The sequence below is a fragment of the Actinomadura sp. KC06 genome (assembly GCF_004348735.1).
In the GTDB taxonomy this organism is placed as follows: Bacteria; Actinomycetota; Actinomycetes; order Streptosporangiales; family Streptosporangiaceae; genus Spirillospora.
In genome coordinates this window covers 101,477-125,233 of sequence record NZ_SMKT01000004.1, presented here as the reverse complement: position 1 = coordinate 125,233, position 23,757 = coordinate 101,477, and the positions used below count along the sequence as shown (strand labels likewise).

Genomic DNA, 23,757 nt, shown 5'->3' with positions numbered 1-23,757 from the left:
GGGGAAGGCCGGGGTGGTGTGGGCCCCGGCCTTCTGGAGGGGTCAGCCCTTGCGGGCGGGGAGGATGCGCTTTACGGCCAGGGCGGCGGAGACGAGGGTGAACAGGGCCAGGCCGATCCAGAGGGCCTGGAGGCCGAGCCAGGGTGAGGCGGCCGCGGCGCCGCCGAAGCCGGCGGCGACGCCGCCGATGGGGGGAGAGTTGTACATGCCTACCATTTCCTTTCTTTGCGCCAGGCGGCCTGCCAGAAAGCACGGGCCTGGACGATCTGGAGGAAGACGTCGAAGATCATTTCGACGACGATGGTGCCGGCGAGGGCCATCTGGACGGGGCCGCGCTGCCGGACGGTGACCACCCGCTCGACCATGAAGATGACGGTGACGGCGCCCCAGAGCGGGCTGATCTGGATGCCGCCGAGCCAGATGGCCGAGTAGACGAGCGAGGAGAGGTAAGCGGTGATCACCAGGATGCCGACCAGGGAGAGGAGCTGCCTGCCCCAGTAGGGGCGGGTGATCGGCGTCCATCCGTAGTCGATGAGGTTCTCCAGGGCGCCGCGCTTCCAGCGCAACCGCTGCTGGGCCAGTTCTCGCCAGGTCGGCATCACCTCGGTCGTGAGCGTGCATTCCTTGGGGCACAGGATGCGGAAGCCGAGATGCAGGATGGCCAGGGTGAGCTCGTTGTCCTCTGTCAGGACGCGCACGTCGTAGACGTGAGGGAGGCCGGGGAGGCGGAGTTCGCGGCGGGCGGCGACCACCTCTTGGAGGGTGGCGGCGCGGAAGATGGTGGCCGTACCGGTCAGGACGAGCGCCTTGCCCTGGAGCCTGCGGACGTCCCGGGCGTAGCGGGCATATTCGTTGCGCTGGAACATCCCGACGGCGCCGCCGCCCGGCTTGCCGGTGAACGTGCCGCCGACGGCGGCGTAGTGGCCGGAGGCGAGGAAGTCGACGCCGTGCCGGATGAATCCCGGGTCGAGCGCCGAGTCGGCGTCCATCACCATGATCGCGTCGTCCGGGCCGAAGATCGGGAGCAGCCGGTCGAGGACCTGGTTCAGCGCGCCCGCCTTCTTGTGCTCGTTCCCGCGCGTGCCGACGATCTCGACGCCGCAGAGCTGCGCCAACGCGGCGGTGGCGTCGGAGCAGTTGTCCGCGATCACCACGATGTGGTCCGGGGGACGTTCCTGCCTGCGCAGCGAGGCGATCGTCTCGGTGATCTGCTTCGCCTCGTTGTGGGCGGGGATCAGGACCGTCACCCGCATCGCGTCCGCCTGGATGGGAGGCAGTTCGCGCTTGCCGCCCCGGCGGCGGGCCCGCGCGGGAGCGCGCTCCGGGAGCGGGCGGGCCGGTGCCGGCGTGCCGACCGTCCGACGAGGGGGGACGGGTGGACGGAGCGCCGTGCCGCGACGTGGCGACGTGACCGGACGCGGCATTGTGGCCGGGCGTGTGCCCGTGACCTGACCTGGGGATGCGGATGGACGTGGGGATGCGACCGGGTCTTGTGGAGTGGCCGGACGCGGGGATGCAACCGGGCCTTGTGGAGTGACCGGGCGTGGCGCTGTGGCCGGACGTGGAGCTGCAGCGGGATGCGTCGGTGTTGCCGGACGGCCGGGGGCGGCCGGGCGTGGGCCGGTGACCGGACGCGGTGGTGCGGGCGGGCGGTAGCGCGGTGCCGACCTGTCGGGGACGGTGACGGTCGGTGAGGCGCCAGGTCCCCACACCGCCGAGGACGTCAAGTGCCCTGGCCTTGGACGTGCGGAACGGTCGAGCCGATGACGTCCGGGCTGGTGGCCGGTGGGCGGACGCGGGACGGTCGCGTCCTGGTCGAAGTCGTGGCGCACGTCAGCGGGCCTCCTCGCCGCCGACCCGCAACAGACGACCAAAGGCGATGATGTTGTCGGTGTAGTGGCCGCTGCCCCGGTCGAAGCGTCCGCCGCAGGTGATCAACCGGATCGCCGCGTAGCCGGGATCGCCGTAGACCCGCTGGGTGGGGAACCGGTTCTTGCCCACATGTTCGACCGAGTCGATCCGGAACACGGCGGTGCGGCCGTCGGCGCGCTGGACGTTCACGCGATCGCCGGGGCGGAGGTTGCCCAGCCGGTGGAAGACCGCCGGGCCGGTGGCCGTGTCCACATGCCCGATGATCACGGCCGAGCCCTGGCTGCCGGGCGCGGCGCCGAGGCGGTACCAGCCCGCTTCGTGGGCGCGGCGGAGCGGCGGCGTCTCGACGGTCTGGTCCGGGTTCTTGGCCAGCTTCATCAGCGGTGTCCGGACGCCGATCCGCGGCACGTCGAGACGCAGCGGCACCGAAGGTGGCAGTGCCAGGGGCGTCGCGATCCCGGGCCCGGCGGGCACGGCGCCCTCGGATGGGGTGGACGCGCCAGGGGCGGGCATGGGCGGAGCCGCGGTGGCAGGACGTTCCCGGAACGCCTGGACGATCAGAAAAGCCGTCACGACCAGGCCGGACAACCCGACGGCAACGGCCGCGAGGATGCGCGGACGCCGACCACGATTCACCACGGGACGCACTCCTCCCCCCGCTCGTCCACTGGGATGGCGCCACGGATCGTGACGCAGGTCGAACCGTATTGGCTTATGTGAAGATTTGCCCCTGGTCGGGAGTAAAGCCGCAGATGAACGGCATATGACGAGTGAGGTGAGCCGGTCATGATCAAGCGATAATGGCCTCCTCCTCTACGGACGCTTCTCCTCGTCCGCCGGGACCAAGTCGCGGCTCTTCATCGCCAAATATGGCGTCTGACCTGCAGAAACGTGACCACGGCCAAGGAACGGGCATGATCGGGCAGGGACCGGCCGCCAAGCGGCGACGACGGACCGGCCTCCCGATCCGGCTACAAAGATTGCTGACCGGAAGCGGCCGTCATGCCTGCCCGAAAATCGGTTCTCGCAGGCCATTGCCATGTTCAGTGGTCCACAACCCGTGTCCGAAACGCCGTCACGCGGTGGGCCAGGCGCGGGCGACGTCCCGCGCCTTGACCTTCACGTCGCGTCAACGTGTGTCATGGGGGCATGCGGATCGGCGAACTGGCCGCGCTGGTCGGGGTGTCAACCCGGACTGTGCGGCATTACCACCACCTCGGCTTGCTACCCGAGCCCGAACGGCTGGCGAACGGGTACCGGGAATACCGGCTCCGGGACGCCGTGGTGCTCGCTCGGGTACGGAGGCTGGCGGAGCTGGGACTCGCGCTGTACGAGATCAAAGACGTCCTCGCCGACGAGCGGGGACGGGAACTGCGCGAGGTGCTGGCCGAGCTAGACGCGGACCTGGCCAGGCAGCAGGAGGCGATCGAGGCGCGCAGGGCGCGGCTCGCGGCGTTGCTCGCGGACGTGGAGCTGGGCGCCGACTCGGCGGTTTCGCCGGAGATGTCGGACGTCCTGCGCGGCCTGCCGAACGGCTCGCGGTTCGCCGACGCCGACCGAGGGATGCTGGCGCTCGTCGAGACCGCGGCGGGCCCCGGCTTCACGGCGATGCTGCGGCCGCTCACCGAGCCGGGAGCGCCGGCGCGGGCAGAGCGGATCTACACGCGGTTGGACGAGATCGCCGAAGCGACGACGGAGGACCCCAGGATTCCCGGAATCGCCGAAGAAGTCGTGGCCCTTCTGCCGGACGAACTGGCAGACCTCATGGTCGCGAAGGGCATGGACGGCGAATGGCTGGACGAGATGTCCGCCGCACAAGCCGAGGTCTTCCGTCTGACCCTGAAGACGCTGCAGTACAGGAAGGCGCTGCTCAACAGCGAGGTGCGACCTGACCAGGAGGCGCTGCCCGACGGAAAGGCGCTGCGCGACGGGAAGACGCTGCTTGACAGCGAGGCGCTGCCCGATGGGGAGCCGCTGCCCGACGGGAAGGCACTGCCCGACAGCGAGGTGCGACCTAACCGGGAGGCGTTGCGCGACGGGAAGGCGCTGCGCGAGGGGGAGGCGTTGCGCGAGGGGGAGGCGCTGCCCGACAGGAAGACGCTGCCCGACAGCGAGGCGCTGCGCGACAGCGAGGTGCGGACTGACCGGGAGGCGCTGCGCGAGGGGGAGGCGCTGCCTGACGGCGAGACGCTGCCCGACGGGGAGGCGTTGCGCGCTGGGAAAGGGCTGCGTGACGGGGAAGTGCTGCGCGGCGGGGAGATGTTGCGGGACGGAGCGTGCTGAGCGTTGCGCGGGTCGCGCTGTACGGGGTGGTGCCGGCTGAGGTGGTTCTCGCGGTGCTGCTCGTGGCGGGCGTGCCGTTGCCCCGTGTTGCCGTGCTGGCTGGGGAGGTCGTGGTCGCGGCGGTGATCGTTCTGGAGGTCGCCGCCGCCTGCCTGCTGGTGCGGGAGCGGCGGCGGGACGGCGCCGGGTGGTGGGCCGCCCTCCGGAGCGTCGACCGGCTGGTTCCGGAGCGGGTCCGCAGGATCATGGCGTTCGACCTGAAAGGCCTGGTCAGCGTCGCGCTGCTGGTGGTGCGTCGCCGGCACGGGGTACCGCCGAGCGCGGTGGGCCTGCCCTATTCGGGCGGTCAGCTCTCTTTCCAGTTGGCGTTTCTGTTCGCAATGGTCGTGGAGGCCGTCGTGGCCGAAGTGCTGTTGCGGGGAATCGGCGCGGACGAGGGGCTGCGTTCCGTGGTCCTCGTGGTCGACCTGTACTCGATCCTTGTCGTGGTGGCGATCATCGCGGCGTGCGTGACCCGGCCGCATGTGCTGTCGGACGACGAACTGCGCGTCCGGTACGGGGCCTTCTTTGACCTGCGCGTTCCACGGGGCCTGATCTCGTCGGTGCGGCTCGCGCGGAATTTCAACGAGAGCGGCATGGTCAAGGTGAAGGACGAGCGGCTGTCGGTAGCGGTGTCGGCGCAGACGAATGTGGTCGTGGAACTGAGCGAACCGATCGAGGTCGTCCGTCCTCTGGGCGGACGGGCCACGGTGCGGACGGTCCGGTTCTTCGCCGACGACCCGGCCCCGCTGGTTGATGTCCTCCCTGGTACTCGGGCCTGATAACGCCGGACGGGTCGTCGAAGCCCGGCGGCGCGGCGCCACCCACGAAACGGTGAAGAAACCTGCCGGTGTGTTGCCTGGAACGTTGTTGTTCCATCCCCGAATGGAAGAAGAGGCATGCGCATGGCCCGACACCGGCCGTCAACCGATTCGCAGCCCTCACGGCGTTTCGCCCTCGGACTCCTGGGCGCCTTACCCCTCGCCACGGGCGGCGCGCTGGCGTCGTCCCCGGAAATCGCGGAAGCGGCCACGGGAACTCCTCGTGGTGGGCCGCGGCCAGGCGGCGCCTACGACCGGTTCCTGAAGCGACTCGCCGAGCGGGACGAGTTCTCCGGGACGATCCTGGTCGCCTACCGCGGCCGTCCCGTATTGGCCAGGGCCTATGGCATGGCCGACAAGGAACGGTCGATTCCCAATCGCGCCGACACCATCTACAACCTCGCTTCGACGGCCAAGACGTTCACCGGCCTGGCGGTGGTCCAGCTCGTGCGGAAAGGCAGGATCAGGCTCCACGAGCCATTGGGCTCCTACCTGGACGGCTACCCGGACGAGGTCGCCAAGCACGTCACCGTCCACCAGTTGCTCACCCACACTTCGGGGTTGGTGAACCACATCCTTCCCGGTGAGGGCGACAACCGCGTCACGAACAGCGTCGAAGAGGAGATGCGGCTTCGCAGCGAAGGGCACCGGAAGGCGAAGCCGATGTTCACCCCGGGAACCCAGCACTCCTACAGCAGTGTCGGTTTCTCCATCCTCGGGGAACTCGTCGCGACGGTGTCGGAAGAGAAGTCGTTCCACAAATACGTCGCCGACAACATTTTCGCTCCGGCGAAAATGACCAGCACCGCGTACTACACCCGCCCGGACTGGCTGACCAACAAGCGGATCGCCCACCCCTACATCTACCAGACCGACGGATCGCGGATCGACGGCGTCCGGAATCTGGACGCGGGAGCGGTCCTGAATGGCGGGAATGGCAGCAACGCCGCCCGCGCCTTCATCGGATCAGGTGGTGGCGGCGCCTTCTCGACCGCGTCCGACCTGGTCAGGTTCTCGTTCGCGTTGGAAAGCGGCAAGCTCGCCGGACGCGCCTACACCGAACTCTTCATGGGCCCGAAGTTCCCGAGAAAGCCACGGGACGATTCCGACGCCGCGACGGCCGGATTCGCGGCGTACGGCCCGGTCGCCAGCATCGCCCGCGACCAGCGGCTCGTCGGGCACGGCGGCGGAATCGCCGGCGGCAACACCAACTGGACGATCTATCGCGACAGCGGCTGGATCGGCGTCATTCTCTGCAACTACGACCTCGATGTCGGATCCATCATCGCCGAGGAGAGAAAGGCCGTCCTGGGAACGTCCTGACCCTCCTCGGTGCAACGAAAACCCACGCCACCATGGGTGCGGTCCAGGTCAATACCGGAAGAGGGCAGGCCGGCGGGACGCGGGGTGAGGGTTTGGTCTACCTGTCCCCGTTGGACCGGTTCACGGGGTAGACCTGCATCTGTGCAGGTGAGTTATGTGAGTGAGGCGACTCCGGGACGGGAGAACGAGGACTTCGTCGCGGCGGGCCCGGGGTGGGTCGTGCTGCTGGACGGGGCGACGGCGCCCGCGGGGGTGGACAGCGGATGCGAGCACGACCCGGCGTGGCTGGTGCGCAGGCTGGGCGGACGGATCGCGGCGCTGCTGGCCCTGGAGGACGGCAAGCCGCTGCCGGACCTGGTGGCCGAGGCGATCAAGGTGACGGGTGAGGCGCACACGAGGACGTGCGATCTGCAGAATCCGGACAGCCCGTCCGCGACGGTGTCGCTGCTGCGGCGCAGCGGCGACGCGGTGGAGTGGTTCGTCCTGGCCGATTCGCCGATCGTGATGGACGTCGGCGAGATCCGCGTCTTCCGGGACGACCGCGTCGATCATCTGCCGAGCTACACGCTCGAAGGCGTCCGGAAGTCCCGCAACAGCCCGGGCGGATTCTGGGTGGCCAGCACGAAGCCGGAGGCCGCGTACGAGGGGCTGACCGGCGAGGTGCCGATGGAGGGGCTGAGGCGGGCGGCGGTGCTGAGCGACGGCGCGTCCAGGCTGGTGGAGCGTTTCGGGCAGATGGGATGGGACGACCTGCTCCGCCTCCTGGACGAGGAAGGCCCGCGCGAACTGGTCAGGAGGACCAGGGAAGCGGAGGCGTCGGCGGACGGCCCCCGAGGAAAGCGATACGACGACGCCACCGCGGTCCTGGTCCGCTTCTAGCCGCCCGACCGCCGACCGCCACCCCGCCCACGCCCCCCGGCCCCCAGCGCTCAGCGTTTTGACGGTGGGATGTGGGGCCACCAGTTGCCGAGGTCTTCGGGCTGATGGGCGGCTTCCACGCGAATGGTGGCGGGCATCATCGGGAAGCGGCGTCCGGCCGGGAACGTCCGCTCGTAGGACGGCGGGTCGAGGACGACCACGCGGGTGCCGTTCACGACCGGGATGTCGGCCGGCACGCCCTCGTTCCAGATCCATTCGCCATGCGCGTCGACGAGGTTCCACGGGCTGGAGACGACGGGCGGCCCGGGCGGGACGTCGGCGTTCAGGAAGCAGGCGAGGATCTCGGGGGCGGGACGGTTCCCGGTCAGGCCGTCCGGGCGTCCGATGAGGGCGCCGGCGAGCAGGACGTGCAGCTGGAAGTTGTCCCCGATGCCGCCGATGGCAACCGTCCAGCCCTTGCGGCTGGCACGGTCCAGGACGAGGAGCCGCTCACCGTCCAGGACGCGCAGCAGCGCGTGGTAGTGGTCCATCTGCCCGAGGTACTGGACGGCCTGCCCCGCCGTCAGCGCGCGGAAGTCGCGGTCGGCCAGCCCCGCACGGACGGACGACGAGTTCTGCAGCACCGTGCACCCCGCCATCGCGAACTGCGGCAGCGCGAACCACGCCATCATCGCGGCGACCGCGCCCTCCCCGAGCTTCGGCGCGACCGTGTCGACGGCCTGCTGGGACGGCTGCTCGTCCTGCATGTCGGGCGGCTTGCCGCCGGTGGCCTCCTCCCAGGCGTTGGCGAACGCCAGCGCTCCGGAGGTGACCTCGGTGATCCGATCGACGACGGCCCGCCCGGCGGGCGATCCGGCGTCGGCGCCGTTCTCGATCCAGGCGCCGGTGACGATGGCGAGCCAGCCGCCGAGGTTCGGCGGGGCCTGCGCGATGCCGTCGGCCATGCGCGGCATCGCGGCGTTCATCTCGGCGGGGGAGGCGGTCTGGGTCGCCTCCATGAGCTGGGGCAGCAGGTCGCCGAAGGACCTGTCCTCGGCGACCGCCGCCCGGACGATCTGGTCTGCGAGCTGATGGAGAGCCATGCTTGATCACCCTGGCACAGCGGACAAGGGGGCGGTGAATCGGGGCCGCGAGCCCTTACATCCTGGAATCTGATTCTAGAATCGAGCCCATGCAGCCACAGGAGTTCGCCCAGGTGCTCGGGGTCGTCCGCGAGTTCGTCCGCGAGCAGGTGATCCCGCGCGAGGACGAGATCGAGGAGACCGACGCGATCCCGGAGCCGCTGCGCGACGCGTCCAGGGACATGGGCCTGTTCGGCTACGCGCTCCCGGAACGGTACGGCGGGCTCGGGCTCTCGGTGAGCGAGGAGGTCCGGCTCGTCTTCGAGCTCGGCTACGCCAGCCCCGCGTTCCGCTCCATGTTCGGCACCAGCAACGGCATCGCCGGGCAGGTCCTCGTCAACGCCGGCACCGAAGCGCAGAAGGACGAATGGCTGCCCAAGCTCGCGTCCGGCCAGGTCATCGGGGCCTTCGCGCTCACGGAGGCCGAGGCGGGCTCCGACCCCAGCACGCTCACCACGACGGCGACGCGCGACGGGGACGACTACGTCGTCAACGGCGCCAAGCGGTTCATCACCAACGCCCCCGAAGCCGACGTCTTCATGGTCTTCGCCAGGACGGGCGGCGCCGGTTCCCGAGGCATCTCCACGTTCCTCATAGAGAAGGGCACGGACGGACTGACCGTCGGCCCGTCCGACCAGAAGATGGGTCAGCGCGGCGCACACACGGCTGAGGTCTTCTTCGACGGCGTGCGCGTCCCGGCCCACAACATGGTCGGGACGGAAGGAACCGGGTTCCGCACCGCCATGACGTCCCTCGCCCACGGACGAATCAGCATCGCCGCCGTCTGCGTGGGGCTCGCCCAGAGAATCCTGGACGAGACGGTCGCCTACGCCAAGGAACGCACCCAAGGCGGACGGACGATCGGCGAATATCAGCTCGTCCAAGGGCTCATCGCCGATTCGCAGACCGAGCTGTACGCCGGACGCTCCATGGTGCTCGAAGCCGCCCGCGCCTACGACGCCAGAGAGGACGCCAAGCTCGGACCGTCCTGCGCCAAGTACTTCTGCTCCGAGATGGCCGGACGCGTCGCCGACCGCGCCGTCCAGGTCTACGGCGGCATGGGGTACATGCGCGGCGTCGCCGTCGAACGCTTCTACCGCGACGTCCGGCTCTTCCGCATCTACGAGGGGACGAGCCAGATCCAGCAGCTCGTCATCGCCCGCGACCTGCTCCGCTGATCAGCGCGGACGGCGCCGTCCGGACGAGGCGCAAACCGGTTCGCACCATCAGCTCAGGCCGTGTATGGTTTCACTGCGCGAACGGCGCAGGCCCCTTTAGCTCAGTCGGCAGAGCGTCTCCATGGTAAGGAGAAGGTCTACGGTTCGATTCCGTAAAGGGGCTCACGGCATTCCGGCCGCCATCCGACCAGGACGGCGGCCTTCGTCGTCCCCGGACCTTCCCCGGCCTTCTCGAGCCCCGCCTTCCTCCGAAGGACCGGCCGTTCCGTCAGCCCGACTGGCCCGGATTCGCTCCATACAGGGGCCTGTGGTACCGTCCCACCGGTTCCAGTCCGACGTTTCGCAGGTCATCGGCACACCCGGTAACCTGGGACACGGTCCGGGGGGAGCCCTCGAAACCGATTCCCGATCATCGACCGGGTTTTCGTGTTTCCGGGGTTCGGTGGGCATCCGGTATCCTTGCATTCCGGTCCACACCGACCATCGCGGCGGGGTAGCTCAGTCAGGCAGAGCAAGCGGCTCATAATCGCTGTGTCGCCGGTTCAAGTCCGGCCCTCGCTACTACCCATGTCTCTCACCTCCCCACCGGAGGTGGGCGGGCCTGGGTCCAACCGCCGGCCGCCCGTCCTGGGCGACCGACGTCCGAACGTTCCTTGTCCCCAGCTCAGAAAGGCACTCCATCGTGGCTGCCACCGACGTCCGGCCGAAGATCACGCTGGCCTGCCAGGAGTGCAAGCACCGCAACTACATCACGCGGAAGAACCGGCGCAACGACCCGGACCGCCTCGAGATCAAGAAGTACTGCCCCAACTGCCGGACCCACCGTCCGCACCGGGAGACCCGCTAGCCGAGCCGGACGGAGCCGCGGCCGCCTATAGAGACGCCCGCCCGGCCACCGTCCGTCCGCCCGCACCGGCCGACCCGCCCGCAGCCCGGACGAGAGGCGCGGCGCCCCACCAGGCCGCCGCCCACCGCCCACCGTCCGCACCGGGGAATCCCGACGGTTGAGCGGGTTTCGACACCCGCGAAGCAGCAGCTTCTTCGCATGCTTGCCCCGACCCTGATCAGCCCGTCCTCGCCAGTGAGACCCGCGAGGGCGGGCTGAACGTCGTTCTGTTAACGTCCGTCCGAAGCCCCGGTCGACCTGGAGGGACGGCACTGCATGGCACTGAACCGTGATTTCATCGGGCGGACCTTCCCGCCCAGCGAACCGTACGAGGTGAGCCGGGTGAAGATCCGCGAGTTCGCGGACGCCATCGGCGACCACAACCCGATCTACCGCGACCAGGAGGCCGCCAAGGCGGCCGGACACCCCGACGTCATCGCGCCGCCCACCTTCCCGATCGTCGTCTCCTTCGGCGGCAACGCCCTCGCCGACCCCGACCTCGGGCTCAACTACGCGATGGTCGTCCACGGCGAGCAGCGGTTCGAGTACGTCCGCCCGCTCCGCGCCGGCGACGTCGTCACCTGCACCACCACGATCACCGAGATCAAGTCGATCGGCAGCAACGAGAAGATCGCCGTCGAGACCGACGTCAAGACCGTCGAGGGCGAGATGATCTGCAAGTCGTACAACACGATCGTGGAGCGAGGGGCCTGATGACCGCCACCGTGAAGTACGCCGACGTCGAGGTCGGCACCGAGATCCCCGCACGCACGTACGCCATCGACCGCGCCGATCTGGTCATGTACGCGGGCGCGTCCGGCGACTTCAACCCGATCCACTGGCGCGAGTCCGTCGCGAAGGCCGTCGGGCTCCCGGACGTGATCGCGCACGGCATGTACACGATGGCGCAGGGCGGCCGGTTCGTCACCGACTGGACCGGCGACCCGGGCTCCGTCGTCGACTACGGGGTACGGTTCTCCTCTCCGGTCGTCGTCCCCGACGAGGGCGGCGCGACGCTGGAGATCAGCGGCAAGGTGGAGGAGAAGCTCGACGGCAACAAGGTCGTCGTGGCGCTCACCGCCAGGTCGGACGGCCAGAAGGTCCTCACGCGTGCGAAGGCGGTCGTCAAGCTCGCCTGACCGCCAAGGCTGGGCGGCCGCACGCGGCGCGGTCGCACGCCAGGCCGAGCCGGCCGCGCGAGGACGAGCGACGCAGGTACGGGGAAGGGAAAGTCGACGTGGCGGTGTTCGCTGAAGAGGTGAACCTGGCCGGATACACCACGCTGCGGCTGGGCGGTCCCGCCCGGCGGTTCGTCGAGGCGACGACCGAGGCGGAGCTCGTCGCCGCGATCCGCACGGCCGACGACGCGGGCGAACCCGTCCTCGTGCTCGGCGGCGGCAGCAACCTGGTCGTGTCCGACGCGGGCTTCCCCGGCACCGTCGTGCACGTCGGAACCCGCGGCGCCGAACGCGTCGCCGCAGACGGCGACAGGGTCCTCGTCCGCGTCCAGGCGGGCGAGGACTGGGACCCGTTCGTCGCCCGCTGCGTCGCCGACGGCCTCGCAGGCGTCGAATGCCTGTCCGGCATCCCCGGACGCGTCGGCGCGACCCCGATCCAGAACGTCGGCGCCTACGGCCAGGACGTCAGCGAAACGGTCGTCGAAGTCCGCGCCTACGACCGACACGCCCGCGCCCACGTCACCCTCGACCGCGACGCCTGCCGGTTCACCTACCGGCACAGCGCGTTCAAGGGTCACGACCGGTACGTCATCCTGGACGTGACGTACGCGCTGCACGAGTCCGAGGAGTCGCAGCCGATCGCCTACGCGGAACTGGCGAAAAGGCTCGGCGTCCAGCCCGGGGACAGGGTGACGCTGAAAGAGGCGCGCGACGCCGTCCTCGAACTGCGCCGCGGCAAGGGCATGGTCCTGGACGCCGCCGACCCCGACACGCGCAGCGCCGGATCGTTCTTCACCAACCCGATCCTGGACCCCGGCCAGCTCACCGACCTGGAACGCCGCGTCGCCGAACGCCTCGGTCCGGACGTGACGTTCCCCCGCTACCCGGAGACCGGCGGCCGGATCAAGACGTCCGCCGCCTGGCTCATCGACCGCGCCGGCTTCGCCAAGGGCCATGCCCTCGGACCGGCGCGGATCTCCACCAAGCACACCCTGGCCCTCACCAACCCCGGCGGCGCAGGCACGGCCGACCTGCTCGCCCTCGCCCGCGAGGTCCGCGACGGCGTTCGCGCCGCGTTCGGCGTCGAGCTGGTGAACGAGCCCGTCCTGATCGGCGTGACCCTCTGACCCGCTGTCTGACCCGCCCGGCTCGACAGGTGTGACATGACGAACATTGGGCCCCTGACCAGGGCTTGGTAGGGTCGAGACGTCGAGGGGGAGTAGTCCCAATCGCGTGATCGACATACTGGCGCCGCCTGTGGCGCCCGGTCACGCGGGCCCGGTTCTGATCCGGGCGGACGAGACCTTCGGCCTGGCAGTCATGCCGGGCCGAGGCCGCTGCTCCCGAAGCTCCCGCCCTCCGCTCGGCATCCGAGCGAGAGGGAACCGGTGTCCGCCTTCCTCATCAGCATGGCCGTGATCTTCGTTGCCGAACTGGGCGACAAGAGCCAGCTCATGGCCATGACCTTCGCCACCCGCTTCCGGGCGCTCCCGGTGCTGATCGGCATCACGGCCGCGACCGCGATCGTCCACCTGGCGAGCGTCGCGCTCGGCGCCGCGCTGGGGGCCGCGCTCCCGACCGGCCCGATCTCGATCCTCGCCGGTCTCGCGTTCCTCGGCTTCGCGCTGTGGACGCTGCGCGGCGACGAACTCGACGACACCGAACGCGACAAGGCCCGCCGCGCCACCGGTTCGGCGATCCTGGCCGTCGGCGGGGCGTTCTTCCTCGCCGAACTGGGCGACAAGACGATGCTCGCCACCGTCACCCTCGCCGCCGACAACGGCGGGCTCCTCGCGCTGACCGGCGTGTGGGCCGGTTCGACGATCGGGATGGTCGCCGCGGACGCGCTCGCCATCGTGATCGGCCAGATCCTCGGCAGGAAGCTCCCCGAGCGGGTCATCAAGTACGGCGCCGCCGCCGGGTTCGCGATCTTCGGCGTCCTCCTGCTCGTCGAAGGCGCCACCGCGTGAAGGGGGCCGCCGGATCAGCCGGTGAGTCCGCCGGATCAGCCGGTGAGCCAGGCGTCGACTCCGGCCAGCAGCCGGCGCCGGACGTCGTCGGGCGCCGCCGAGGCCCGGATCGACTGGCGGGCCAGGTCCGCCAGCTCGGCGTCGGAGAAACCATGCTCGGTGCGGACGAGGTCGTACTGGCGGGCGAGCCGCGACCCGAACAGCAGCGGATCGTCCGCGCCCAGCGCGATCGGCGCGCCCGCCTCGTACAGCGCCCGGACGGGGACGTCCGTCGCCGTCGCCGCCACCCCGAGGCCCACGTTCGACGCCGGGCAGACCTCCAGCGTCACGCCCCGCTCGGCGATCGACGCCACCAGCCGCGGGTCGGCGACCGCGCGCACGCCGTGGCCGATCCGGTCGGCCCGCAGCGTCTCCAGGCACTCCCGGACGCTCGCCGGCCCGAGCAGCTCGCCGCCGTGCGGCACCGACAGCAGCCCGCCGCGCTTCGCGATCCGGAACGCGCCCTCGAAGTCGTACGCCCGTCCCCGCCGCTCGTCGTTGGACAGCCCGAACCCGACCACGCCCTCGCCCGCGTACCGGACGGCCAGCCGCGCGAGCGTCTTCGCGTCCAGCGGGTGCCGCGTCCGGTTCGCCGCGATCACCACGCCGATGCCGACGCCCGCCGCGTCCGACGCCGCCCGCGCGGCGTCCAGCACCAGCTCGACGGTCGGGGTCAGCCCGCCGAACATCGCCGCGTAGCCGCTCGGATCGACCTGGATCTCCAGCCAGCCCGAGCCTTCGGCCGCCTCGTCCTCCGCGGTCTCGCGGAGCAGGCGGCGCAGGTCGTCGGGCGTCCGCAGCACCGAGCGCGCGATGTCGTACAGGCGCTGGAACCTGAACCATCCGCGCTCGTCGGTCGCGTGCAGGCGGGGCGGCCAGTCTTCGACGAGCGCGTCCGGCAGGTGGACGCCGTGCACGCCGGCGAGCTCCACCAGCGTGGAATGCCGCATCGAACCCGTGAAGTGCAGGTGCAGGTGCGCCTTCGGGAGCAGGGCCACGTCCGGACGGGTGGAGCCGCACGCGACGCGTGGGTGCTCCGAGCGGGGTGAAACGGTACGGGCCTCCATGAGCCAATGTTGCCGGATCTTCAGCTCGGCGGAACCCCCGGCCCGAAGGATCATCACACCGGACTACCTCGCATGACACCGCACGGCCATCCCGCTCATGGGCATCACTGAAAAAACTTTGGAATCACGTGCAACCCCTGCCCGGCACCGTGCGTATACGAGGGGCGCCAGAGAGAGACAGGCACACCCCCGCAAGGAAGACGGGCAGAAGGGATACACGATGATCACGCTGAAGGCCGCACTGATCGCGGCGTCCGCCGTCGGCACCGTCGCCGTGGGCGGCGGCGCGACGTGGGCGATGACCGGCGCCTCCGGCCCCGCGGCCCCGCAGCCCCCCGCCGCCAAGGCGCCCGCTGCGGAGCGCCAGGTCCAGGACAAGCTGCCCGCGACGCCCCCGACCTGCCTGCCGGCCAAGCCCGGCCTGCCCGGCGCGAAGCTCCCGGACGGCAAGCTCCCCGACGCCGCCGCCAAGAAGGAGATCGAGAAGCACCTGAAGCAGAACCCGGTCGGCAAGGACCTCCCGCAGGGCCAGCTGCCGAAGCCGGACGTCCCCGCCGTCCCCGGTGCGCCGAACCCCGGCGTGCCCAGCACCCTGCCGAAGGCGGACGTGCCGAAGAGCGACGTCCCCGGCGTCAAGGCCCCGGACGCCAAGACGCTGCCGAAGAACCTGCCCACCTGCGCGCCGTCCACCGACGACCTCGGCAAGAACGTCCCGGCGCCGCCGGCCGGCCGCGTCCCCGGCAAGCCCGGCCTGCCCTCCGCGCCCAAGCTCGACTGCAGCAAGCTGCCGCCCGCGGTGAAGGTCGGCAGCCCGGTCGAGAAGGCCGTCATGCTGACCAAGGGCCTGCGCTACGCCTCGACCGTCCCGGGCTCCGCTGAGCTGCGCAAGCACAACATCTGCGCCGTCACGCAGAAGTGGACCGGCACCGCCGGCCAGTGGATCACCGTCGAAACGCTGAAGACGCCCGCCGGAATGACGCAGAATCAGCTCCGGCAGGCGCTGAACCTGCCGAAGGGCGGAACCCCGATCACCGTGTACGGGGCGGCCGGCTGGATGGGCCCGGGCGGCAGCGGCGTGCTGCTGTTCGACCCGAACGGCTACTCGATGTTCGTCAACGGCAGCCCGGTCCTCGCGGGTGGTCTCAAGGACGTGACCACCGCCCTGCGCCAGGCCCAGTAGAGGAAAGGACGCGGGCGGTCTGAGGGACGCGGACCGCCCGCGTCAGGGCCCGCGAGCGCACCGGCCGCACGATCGCGCGGGGAGCCGGTGCGCGGGCGCGAAAAGAAAGACGCGGGCGGGCGGCCCGGCGCGGAGGCCGCCCGCTCTCGGTAAGTACGCCGGATCCGCTCTAGCCGGGACGGAGCACAGGTGGGGCGTCGAGACGACCAGTCGTTCGTGGAGTTCGTGACGGAACGCGGCGATGCCCTGCTGCGCACCGCGGCACTGATGTGCGGGGCCCGGCAGGACGCCGAGGACATCCTGCAGACCGCGCTGGAAAAGGCCTACCGGCACTGGGGCCGGCTGGAGGCGGGCAGCGATCCGGAACCCTACGTCCGCCGGATCCTGGTCAACCTCGTGATCAGCCGGTCCCGCCGCTGGAAGGTGCTACGGGAGATCCACATGGCGAGGCTTCCGGAGACGCCGGCCGTCTCGCCGAACCACGCCGTCGAGCTGAGGGGGACGCTCATGGACGAGCTGCGCAAGCTCGGTCCGCGGCAGCGGGCCGTACTGGTCCTGCGCTTCTGGGAGGACCTGTCGGAGGCGGAGACGGCGCAGGCGCTCGGCTGTTCGGTCGGAACGGTCAAGAGCCAGGCGTCCCGGGGGCTGGCCAGGCTCCGGGAACGCCTCGACAAGAACCTGGCGCCACTGGGGAGATGAGCGATGGATCTGGAGAGTGAACTGCGGAAGGCCATGGCCGAGCAGGTGTCCGGCGCGTCCGCGCCGTCGTCGCTCGTCGCGGACGTCAAGCGCCGCCACCGGCGCAGGAAGACCCGGATCCACGCGGCCGCCGGAGCGGTCGCCGCCTCGGTCGCCGCGCTCGCCCTGGTGCCCACCTATCAGTCGTTCCGGGCCACACCTGCCGGAAACTCCGAGACGACACGTCCGACGAGCACTGTCTCGGCGTTCCAGCAGCCGGAACGGCCGCCCGCCCCGGGCCTCTCCCGGCCCCCGTCAGCAAAGGGACGGTCCGGGGCGGGAGCGACCAGGCACCCCGAGCACCCGCCCGGCGGGCCGGGCGGCGGGGCGCGCAAGCCCGGCATCGGCGGGCTGCACGACCTGCCGAGCTGGGTCACCTACCTTCCCGACGGCCTCACCGCCGCCGCGCCCTGCGCCGTGACGGGCAACGCCCACCGCAAGACCACGACCTGCAAGTGGCGGGGCGACGTCGGCTGGGTGGAGATCGTCCTGGTGAAGGGCGGGCTCGCCGGGCCGCAGGAGCTGATGAAGTCGACGGGCATCCCCGGCCGCACGTCCGTCCGCGGGACGCCCGCGCTCACCGGCGACCTTCCCGGCTCCGGACGCCAGATCTCCTGGCTGGCCGGGCCGAACGTCGGCGTGACCGTGTCCGCGGGCGGATCGGTCACCGGCCACCTCATGCGCATCGCCGAAGGCGTCCGCCCATGAAGCCCGCGAAGCCAGCAAGCCCATCAAGCCCATAAAGAAGAGAACGCGATGACCCCGCTCCGGCGGGACGTTCCAAAGCGGAGAGGGGCCGTGCGGAACGTCCCGCCGGACATTCCGGGAACGGGATCAAGAGGCGGGCCCGTTCCATACGGGACCGGCCCCGGGCCAAATTGTGTGCGCCCGGGGCCGGCTCGTGACGTCGAGGCCGATGGTCGGCGGTCAGCCCGCCTCGGAGAGCAGCTTCGCGACACGCGAGACGCCCTCGACGAGGTCGTCGTCGCCGAGCGCGTACGACAGGCGGAAGTACCCCGGCGTGCCGAACGCCTCGCCCGGGACCAGCGCGACCTCCGCCTCCTCCAGGATCAGCGACGCCAGCTCCACCGACGTCTCCGGACGCTTCCCGCGGAACTCCTTCCCCAGCAGCGCCTTCACCGACGGGTAGGCGTAGAACGCGCCCTCCGGCTCGGGGCACACCATGCCCGGGATCTCGTTCAGCATCTTCACGATCGTCTTGCGGCGCCGGTCGAACGCCTTGCGCATCTCCGCCACCGCCGACAGGTCGCCGGTCACCGCCGCGAGCGCCGCCGCCTGCGACACGTTCGCCACGTTCGACGTCGCGTGCGACTGGAGGTTCTGCGCGGCCTTCACCACGTCCGCGGGCCCGACCATCCACCCGACCCGCCAGCCCGTCATCGCGTACGTCTTCGCGACGCCGTTCAGGACGAGCGTCCGGTCGGCCAGCTCAGGCACCACCACGGGAATGGAGTGGAACTCGGCGTCCCCGTACACGAGGTGCTCGTAGATCTCGTCCGTGATGACCCACAGGCCGTGCCCGTCCGCCCAGCGGCCGATCGCCTCGACCTCGTCGCGCGTGTACACCGCGCCGGTCGGGTTGGACGGCGACACGAACAGCAGCACCTTCGTCCGGTCGGTGCGGGCCGCCTCCAGCTGCTCGACGCTCACCTTGTAACCGGTGGTCTCGTCGGCGACGACGTCGACGGGCACCCCGCCGGCCAGCTTGATCGACTCGGGATAGGTCGTCCAGTACGGCGTCGGGACGAGCACCTCGTCGCCCGGGTCGAGCAGCGCCGCGAACGCCTCGTACACCGCCTGCTTGCCGCCGTTGGTGATCAGGACCTGCGCGGCCTCGACCCGGTACCCGGAGTCGCGCTCGGTCTTCTCGGCGACGGCGGCGCGCAGCTCGGGCAGCCCGCCCGCCGGCGTGTACTTGTGGAAGCGCGGCACCCTGCAGGCGGTCACCGCCGCCTCGACGATGTAGCCGGGAGTCGGGAAGTCGGGCTCGCCCGCGCCGAACCCGATGACCGGGCGTCCCGCCGCCTTCAGCGCCTTGGCCTTGGCGTCGACGGCCAGCGTGGCGGACTCGGATATCGCGGCGATGCGCTTGGAGATGCGAGGACGGTCGATGCTCATGCCCCTATCGTTACAGACGCCGTCCCGGTGCCCGAGCCATATATCGCGGCCGGTGGGACGGCACGCCCCCGCACCGGCCCGGCCGCCCGCCGCGCCCGCCCGAGGATCTCCGGCCCATCTGGTTCGACGCGGCGGCCTTGTGGCCGTAGACTCACCGTCCTAGTGACGCGTCCCCGCCATACGAGCCTGTCCGCACACCGATGCCGGACGAGGTCGTAAGCTGGTACGCGACACCACCCCGATCCGATGGTCGGGTTCTCCTTAGCCGGAGAAATTGAAGGGCAGTGGCTCAATTGGTAGAGCTCCGGTCTCCAAAACCGGCGGTTGGGGGTTCGAGTCCCTCCTGCCCTGCGAGGTGCGGTGCGCGCACCCGTGCCCGCCACGCCGTGGCAACCGCGGCGCGGGACCGCGCGGCAACCACATGGTGGTTGGATCACGACCGATGAGGTGAACGGCGGCTATGGCGACCGAGACTGACGAGCGCGACGAGCCCGAGGCCAAGGACGAAGGCAAGGGCAAAAAGGAGAGGTCTTCCTCCAGGCGGACGTCTCCGGCGCTTTTCGTGCGCCAGATCGCCGCCGAACTGCGCAAGGTCATCTGGCCGACGCGGCGGGAGCTCATCACCTACACGACCGTGTCCCTCGTCTTCGTGCTGATCATGGTCGCGATCGTTTCCGCCGTGGACTACGGGCTGCAGGAGGGCGTCTACGCCGTCTTCGGCTAGCCGCCGCGGCCCGGGCCGTCCGGGACGACCCGCCCCGCGCCATCGCAAGTCCATCACCGAAGACCGAGAGAAAGAGTCACCGTGTCCGAGCCCTCACAGCCCTACGACGAGGCCGTTGACGAGGCCCAGTCCGCTGCGGCTGCTGCGGCGGACCAGGCGGCGCAGCCCGTCGACGAGACGGCCGAGGCGGCCGTCGCCGCCGGCGACGCCGAACCCGCGGACACGAAGCTCGAGGACGAGGGTCCCGAGCCGGGTGCCGCCGAGGACGCCGGCGATCTCGCCGCCGCCGTCACGGGCGAGCAGGACGGCGCCGCCGAAGAGGCGGCCGAGTCGGATGAGGAAGGCGAGGACGAGGACACCGAGGCGGCCGCCGAGCCGCCCGTCGACCCGTACGCCGACTTCAAGATGCAGCTCCGCCTCCAGCCGGGCGACTGGTACGTCGTGCACTCCTACGCGGGGTACGAGAACCGGGTCAAGACCAACATCGAGACCCGCACCCAGACCCTCAACATGGAGGACTACATCTTCCAGATCGAGGTCCCGCAGCACGAGGTCACCGAGATCAAGGGCGGCAAGCGCCAGAAGGTCAACGAGAAGGTCCTGCCGGGCTACATCCTGGTCCGCATGGAGCTCACCGACGAGTCGTGGGCCGCGGTCCGCAACACGCCGGGCGTCACGGGGTTCGTCGGCCTGCTGAACAAGCCGTCCCCGCTGAGCCTGGACGAGGTCGCCAACCTGCTGGCCCCCGAGCCGGAGGAGGGCACCGTGCCCGCCAAGGAGGCCGCGAAGGCCGCCGCCGCGACGGTCGACTACGAGGTCGGCGAGTCCGTCACCGTCATGGACGGCCCGTTCGCCACCCTCCCCGCCACCGTCAACGAGATCAACGCCGAACAGCAGAAGCTCAAGGTCCTGGTCTCGATCTTCGGCCGCGAAACCCCGGTCGAGCTCTCTTTCAACCAGGTCTCCAAGATCTGACCGACGACCACCACGTACGGGCCGTCCCCGCCAGCGCGGAGACGGCCCGTACGCCTGTCCGGAGGTCTCGCGCAGGGGGTGCCGCCCCGGCCAGGTCGCAAGAGTGGACCGACGCACTTCGCCGAGGCCGTATCCTGGACGGGTTGTCCTCGCACTCGTGAGGCGATCACTCGTGTCCTGTAACAGTCAATAGACAGCTGTTGGACAACGAGTGGACGGCATTGGCCGGTCACGGAGCGTTCGGCTCCCGCGCCTGCGGACTGCCGTCCATAGCGGTTCCTACACGGTGGATTCGTCCCAGCCGCCGTGTTGCCCGGGTGGCCGGGAGTCGGAACCACCGATAAATGGGACAAAGGGGTTTGTATGCCTCCGAAGAAGAAGATCGCCGCCCTGGTGAAGGTCCAGCTGCAGGCTGGGCAGGCGACTCCGGCGCCGCCGGTGGGTACCGCGCTCGGTCCGCACGGCGTCAACATCATGGACTTCTGCAAGCAGTACAACGCCGCCACGGACTCCCAGCGCGGCAACGTCATCCCCGTAGAGATCACCATCTACGAGGACCGCTCGTTCAGCTTCGTCACCAAGACCCCGCCGGCCGCGCAGCTCATCCTGAAGGCCGCGGGCGTGGAGAAGGGCAGCGGCGAGCCGCACAAGACCAAGGTCGGCTCGGTCACCCGCGACCAGGTCCGCGAGATCGCCACGACGAAGATGCCCGACCTCAACGCCAAGGACCTCGACGCCGCCGAGAAGATCGTCGCCGGCACCGCACGGTCGATGGGCATCGAGGTCAAGTAGGGGCCTCGAGGCCACGTAGGGCTTCGAGGTCACGTAAGTCACCCCAGTGGAAGGGCCGGCGCTGGCCCGTACCACGAGTTCCAGTGGAGGAACGCACATGAAGCGCAGCAAGGGCTACCGTTCGGCGGCCGACAAGATCGACCGGGAGCGGCTGTACAGCCCGGCGGAGGCCGTGAAGCTGGCCAAGGAGACGTCGGTCGTCAAGTTCGACCCGACGGTCGAGGTCGCGCTGCGGCTCGGCGTCGACCCGCGCAAGGCCGACCAGATGGTGCGCGGCACCGTGAACCTGCCGCACGGCACCGGTAAGACCGCCCGCGTGCTGGTGTTCGCCGTCGGTGCGAAGGCGCAGGAGGCGGAGTCCGCGGGTGCCGACCTGGTGGGCTCGGACGACCTGATCGAGCGGATCCAGGGCGGCTTCCTGGACTTCGACGCGGTCGTGGCGACGCCCGACCAGATGGGCAAGGTCGGCCGGCTGGGCCGGGTGCTCGGTCCGCGCGGCCTGATGCCGAACCCGAAGACGGGCACGGTCACCATGGACGTGTCGAAGGCCGTCACCGACATCAAGGGCGGCAAGATCGAGTTCCGTGTCGACCGGCACGCGAACCTGCACTTCATCATCGGCAAGGCGTCCTTCGACGAGCGCCAGCTGGTGGAGAACTACGCCGCCGCCATCGACGAGATCCAGCGGCTCAAGCCGTCCGCCGCCAAGGGCCGGTACGTCAAGAAGGCGATCCTGACGACGTCGATGGGCCCGAGCATCCCGGTGGACCCGAACGCGATCCGCAACCTGACCGCGGAGCTCGAAGAGGTCTGACGAGCGTCATCGAACAGGGCGTCCCTGCCACGGCGGGGGCGCCCTGCCGCGTTGTTCGGCCTCCCGTCCACCCAGTGGAACGAGCGCCTCCAGTCCACCAGTCGATTGGTAGATTATTCGGCACGGCGAGCGAGGGGGAGCGATGGACGGGACGCGGCTCTACGACATACTCGACGCCGCCGCGCGGGACGCCCCCGACGCCCCGGCGCTGTCCGTTGACGGCACCACATGGACGTTCCGCGAGCTCCGAAGCCGCACCGACGCGCTCAGCTCCCACCTGGCCGCCCGCTGCTCGCCCGGGGCACGGGTCGCGCTGCTGGCGCACAACCGTCCGGAGTACGTGGCCGCCTACTACGGGGTTCCGCGGGACGGCCGGATCCTGGTGCCGCTCAACCAGCGGCTGCATCCTCGCGAATGGGCCGACCAGATCGTCCGCAGCGGCGCCGGGCTGATCATCGGCGAAACCGGCCTGCTCGACCGGCTGGCCGCCGAAGGGGAGTTCCCCGCCGATCTTCGTCCTCCGCTGGTCGCCGTCGAAGACCTGCCCTGGGACGCCGCCCCGCCCACCCACGAACGAGCCGCCGCGGCCTCTGACACCGAGGTCGCCTGGCTGATGTTCACCAGCGGCACGACGGGCCGTCCCAAAGGGGTTCGGCTCACGCACAGGAGCCTGCTGGCGGGGATCGGGGTGTCGGCGTCGGGCAGGCCCGTGCGGCCGGACGACGTGTTCCTCACGCCGTTCCCGCTCTGCCATGTCGCCGGATACCAGGTCATGCTGCACCACCTGTTCCGGCGGCATGCCGTCGTCCTGCGCCGGTTCGACGCGGCGACCCTCGTGGCGGCGGCGCGCCGGCACGGCGTGACGAGCCTGTCGCTGGCCCCGACGATGCTGGAAGACCTGCTCGCGCACGTGGAAGCCGACCCAGCGGCACGCGACGCCCTCCGCGCCGGCCTCCGGGTGATCTCCTACGGTTCGGCGCCGATGCCGGTCCCGCTGCTGCGCCGTGCCGACGACGTGCTGGGCTGCGATCTCAACCAGGGGTTCGGCATGACCGAGCTGTCCGGCAACGCGACGTTCCTGTCTCCCGGCGACCACCGCGCCGCCATCGCGTCCAGGCCGGAGCTGGCGGCGTCCGCGGGCCGTCCGGGCGAGGGCGTCGAGATCGCGGTGATCGGCGCGGACGGGACGTCTCTCCCGCCCGGTGCGCTGGGCGAGGTCGTCGTCCGGGGAGCGCAGGTGACGACGGGCTACTGGGACGATCCGGACGCAACGGCGGAGGCGTTCAGCGGGGACTGGTTCCGCACCGGCGACGTCGGCCGCGTCGACGCCGACGGCTACCTCTACCTGGTCGACCGCCTCAAGGACGTGATCATCACCGGGGGCGAGAACGTCTCGTCCCGCGAGGTCGAGGACGTGCTGCGCACGGTCCCCGGAGTCGGTCAGGTCGCCGTGATCGGGCTGCCCGATCCGCGCTGGGGCCAGACGGTGTGCGCGGTGATCGTCCCCGACGGCGTCCCGCCGGACGGCGACGAGCTGAGCGGCGCGTGCCGGGCCAGGCTCGCCGGGTTCAAGACGCCCCGCCGCATCGAGTTCGTGGACGCCCTGCCGCGCACCGCCACCGGCAAGATCCGCAAATCGGCCCTCCGCGCCCACCTGAGCGACCACCCCTAACCCGCCCGGGTCCCGGTCATTCGGCTCCCCCTCGGGTACGCCGCGGGTCGTACCGCCGCCGCGGGCA

24 protein-coding genes and 3 tRNA genes are annotated in these 23,757 nt (G+C 70.5%); 21 read left to right on the top strand and 6 right to left on the bottom strand.

The window, feature by feature from the left end:
• Positions 1-42 precede the first annotated feature (42 nt).
• From E1287_RS43500 to E1287_RS02995, 3 genes are all read right to left on the bottom strand, one after another.
• On the bottom strand, positions 43-207 hold the full coding sequence (locus E1287_RS43500) for a hypothetical protein (RefSeq protein ID WP_165968858.1): 165 nt from the start codon (positions 205-207) through the stop codon (positions 43-45).
• A gap of 2 nt (positions 208-209) precedes the next feature.
• Positions 210-1,253: a glycosyltransferase family 2 protein gene (locus E1287_RS03000; protein ID WP_207933981.1), complete on the bottom strand. Its 1,044-nt coding sequence runs from the start codon at positions 1,251-1,253 to the stop codon at positions 210-212.
• Positions 1,254-1,833: 580 nt separating this feature from the next.
• Complete coding sequence (locus tag E1287_RS02995; RefSeq protein ID WP_243718531.1) at positions 1,834-2,511, bottom strand: class F sortase; 678 nt, start codon at positions 2,509-2,511, stop codon at positions 1,834-1,836.
• A 510-nt stretch (positions 2,512-3,021) separates the two neighbouring features.
• On the opposite strand from E1287_RS02995, the gene E1287_RS45355 reads away from it, so the two are divergent.
• The 4 genes from E1287_RS45355 to E1287_RS02975 all read left to right on the top strand — a co-directional run bounded on the left by E1287_RS45355 (position 3,022) and on the right by E1287_RS02975 (position 7,217).
• Positions 3,022-4,155, top strand: coding sequence for a MerR family DNA-binding transcriptional regulator (locus E1287_RS45355; RefSeq protein WP_243718530.1), 1,134 nt, complete (start codon positions 3,022-3,024; stop codon positions 4,153-4,155).
• Positions 4,149-4,976, top strand: coding sequence for a hypothetical protein (locus E1287_RS02985; protein WP_131963229.1), 828 nt, complete (start codon positions 4,149-4,151; stop codon positions 4,974-4,976). Before E1287_RS45355 ends, E1287_RS02985 begins: the two co-directional genes overlap by 7 nt.
• A gap of 117 nt (positions 4,977-5,093) precedes the next feature.
• Entirely contained in the window at positions 5,094-6,338 is a 1,245-nt protein-coding gene (locus E1287_RS02980; protein WP_207933980.1) for a serine hydrolase domain-containing protein, read from the top strand.
• Between the two features lie 156 nt (positions 6,339-6,494).
• A complete protein-coding gene (locus tag E1287_RS02975; protein ID WP_243718528.1) occupies positions 6,495-7,217 on the top strand; it encodes a protein phosphatase 2C domain-containing protein in 723 nt (240 codons plus the stop codon).
• Between the two features lie 50 nt (positions 7,218-7,267).
• Here E1287_RS02975 and E1287_RS02970 read toward each other — a convergent pair whose 3' ends face one another.
• Entirely contained in the window at positions 7,268-8,299 is a 1,032-nt protein-coding gene (locus tag E1287_RS02970) for a hypothetical protein (protein WP_131963227.1), read from the bottom strand.
• A gap of 89 nt (positions 8,300-8,388) precedes the next feature.
• Here E1287_RS02970 and E1287_RS02965 point away from each other — a divergent pair, with 89 nt between their 5' ends.
• The 8 genes from E1287_RS02965 (at position 8,389) to E1287_RS02930 (ending at position 13,550) form a co-directional block, all read left to right on the top strand.
• Entirely contained in the window at positions 8,389-9,516 is a 1,128-nt protein-coding gene (locus E1287_RS02965; protein WP_131963226.1) for an acyl-CoA dehydrogenase family protein, read from the top strand.
• Positions 9,517-9,606: 90 nt separating this feature from the next.
• A tRNA-Thr gene (locus E1287_RS02960) sits at positions 9,607-9,679 on the top strand.
• Positions 9,680-10,003: 324 nt separating this feature from the next.
• Positions 10,004-10,077: transfer RNA gene (locus tag E1287_RS02955), tRNA-Met, on the top strand.
• A gap of 121 nt (positions 10,078-10,198) precedes the next feature.
• A complete protein-coding gene (gene rpmG / locus E1287_RS02950) occupies positions 10,199-10,363 on the top strand; it encodes a 50S ribosomal protein L33 (RefSeq protein WP_026404241.1) in 165 nt (54 codons plus the stop codon).
• Between the two features lie 315 nt (positions 10,364-10,678).
• Complete coding sequence (locus tag E1287_RS02945; RefSeq protein WP_131963225.1) at positions 10,679-11,116, top strand: MaoC family dehydratase N-terminal domain-containing protein; 438 nt, start codon at positions 10,679-10,681, stop codon at positions 11,114-11,116.
• Positions 11,116-11,541 carry a MaoC family dehydratase gene (locus E1287_RS02940; protein ID WP_131963224.1) on the top strand — a complete coding sequence of 142 codons (426 nt, stop codon included), beginning with the start codon at positions 11,116-11,118 and terminating at the stop codon, positions 11,539-11,541. The genes E1287_RS02945 and E1287_RS02940 overlap by 1 nt, the downstream gene beginning before the upstream one ends.
• A gap of 98 nt (positions 11,542-11,639) precedes the next feature.
• Positions 11,640-12,707: a UDP-N-acetylmuramate dehydrogenase gene (locus E1287_RS02935; protein ID WP_131963223.1), complete on the top strand. Its 1,068-nt coding sequence runs from the start codon at positions 11,640-11,642 to the stop codon at positions 12,705-12,707.
• Positions 12,708-12,968: 261 nt separating this feature from the next.
• Positions 12,969-13,550: a TMEM165/GDT1 family protein gene (locus E1287_RS02930; RefSeq protein ID WP_207933979.1), complete on the top strand. Its 582-nt coding sequence runs from the start codon at positions 12,969-12,971 to the stop codon at positions 13,548-13,550.
• A 35-nt stretch (positions 13,551-13,585) separates the two neighbouring features.
• Here the strand turns inward: E1287_RS02930 and E1287_RS02925 are convergent, their stop codons facing one another.
• Positions 13,586-14,539 carry an adenosine deaminase gene (locus tag E1287_RS02925; RefSeq protein WP_243718536.1) on the bottom strand — a complete coding sequence of 318 codons (954 nt, stop codon included), beginning with the start codon at positions 14,537-14,539 and terminating at the stop codon, positions 13,586-13,588.
• Between the two features lie 337 nt (positions 14,540-14,876).
• Here E1287_RS02925 and E1287_RS02920 point away from each other — a divergent pair, with 337 nt between their 5' ends.
• The 3 genes from E1287_RS02920 (at position 14,877) to E1287_RS02910 (ending at position 17,282) form a co-directional block, all read left to right on the top strand.
• Positions 14,877-15,836: a hypothetical protein gene (locus tag E1287_RS02920; RefSeq protein WP_131963221.1), complete on the top strand. Its 960-nt coding sequence runs from the start codon at positions 14,877-14,879 to the stop codon at positions 15,834-15,836.
• A gap of 189 nt (positions 15,837-16,025) precedes the next feature.
• Positions 16,026-16,535 (top strand): SigE family RNA polymerase sigma factor, encoded by a 510-nt coding sequence (locus E1287_RS02915; RefSeq protein WP_131963220.1) that lies wholly within the window; start codon positions 16,026-16,028, stop codon positions 16,533-16,535.
• A gap of 3 nt (positions 16,536-16,538) precedes the next feature.
• The gene (locus E1287_RS02910) at positions 16,539-17,282 is read left to right on the top strand and encodes a hypothetical protein (RefSeq protein ID WP_131963219.1); all 744 of its coding nucleotides are present in this window, start codon (positions 16,539-16,541) and stop codon (positions 17,280-17,282) included.
• Positions 17,283-17,501: 219 nt separating this feature from the next.
• Here E1287_RS02910 and E1287_RS02905 read toward each other — a convergent pair whose 3' ends face one another.
• A complete protein-coding gene (locus E1287_RS02905) occupies positions 17,502-18,713 on the bottom strand; it encodes a pyridoxal phosphate-dependent aminotransferase (protein WP_131963218.1) in 1,212 nt (403 codons plus the stop codon).
• A gap of 278 nt (positions 18,714-18,991) precedes the next feature.
• Here E1287_RS02905 and E1287_RS02900 point away from each other — a divergent pair.
• The 6 genes from E1287_RS02900 to E1287_RS02875 all read left to right on the top strand — a co-directional run bounded on the left by E1287_RS02900 (position 18,992) and on the right by E1287_RS02875 (position 23,690).
• Positions 18,992-19,064, top strand: a tRNA-Trp gene (locus E1287_RS02900).
• A 109-nt stretch (positions 19,065-19,173) separates the two neighbouring features.
• Positions 19,174-19,437 carry a preprotein translocase subunit SecE gene (secE, locus tag E1287_RS02895; RefSeq protein WP_131963217.1) on the top strand — a complete coding sequence of 88 codons (264 nt, stop codon included), beginning with the start codon at positions 19,174-19,176 and terminating at the stop codon, positions 19,435-19,437.
• 81 nt (positions 19,438-19,518) lie between these two features.
• Positions 19,519-20,412 (top strand): transcription termination/antitermination protein NusG, encoded by an 894-nt coding sequence (nusG, locus tag E1287_RS02890; protein WP_131963216.1) that lies wholly within the window; start codon positions 19,519-19,521, stop codon positions 20,410-20,412.
• Positions 20,413-20,775: 363 nt separating this feature from the next.
• A complete protein-coding gene (gene rplK, locus E1287_RS02885; RefSeq protein WP_131963215.1) occupies positions 20,776-21,204 on the top strand; it encodes a 50S ribosomal protein L11 in 429 nt (142 codons plus the stop codon).
• A 97-nt stretch (positions 21,205-21,301) separates the two neighbouring features.
• Entirely contained in the window at positions 21,302-22,018 is a 717-nt protein-coding gene (rplA, locus tag E1287_RS02880; protein WP_131963214.1) for a 50S ribosomal protein L1, read from the top strand.
• 142 nt (positions 22,019-22,160) lie between these two features.
• Positions 22,161-23,690: an AMP-binding protein gene (locus E1287_RS02875; RefSeq protein ID WP_131963213.1), complete on the top strand. Its 1,530-nt coding sequence runs from the start codon at positions 22,161-22,163 to the stop codon at positions 23,688-23,690.
• The last annotated feature ends 67 nt before the right edge of the window (positions 23,691-23,757 follow it).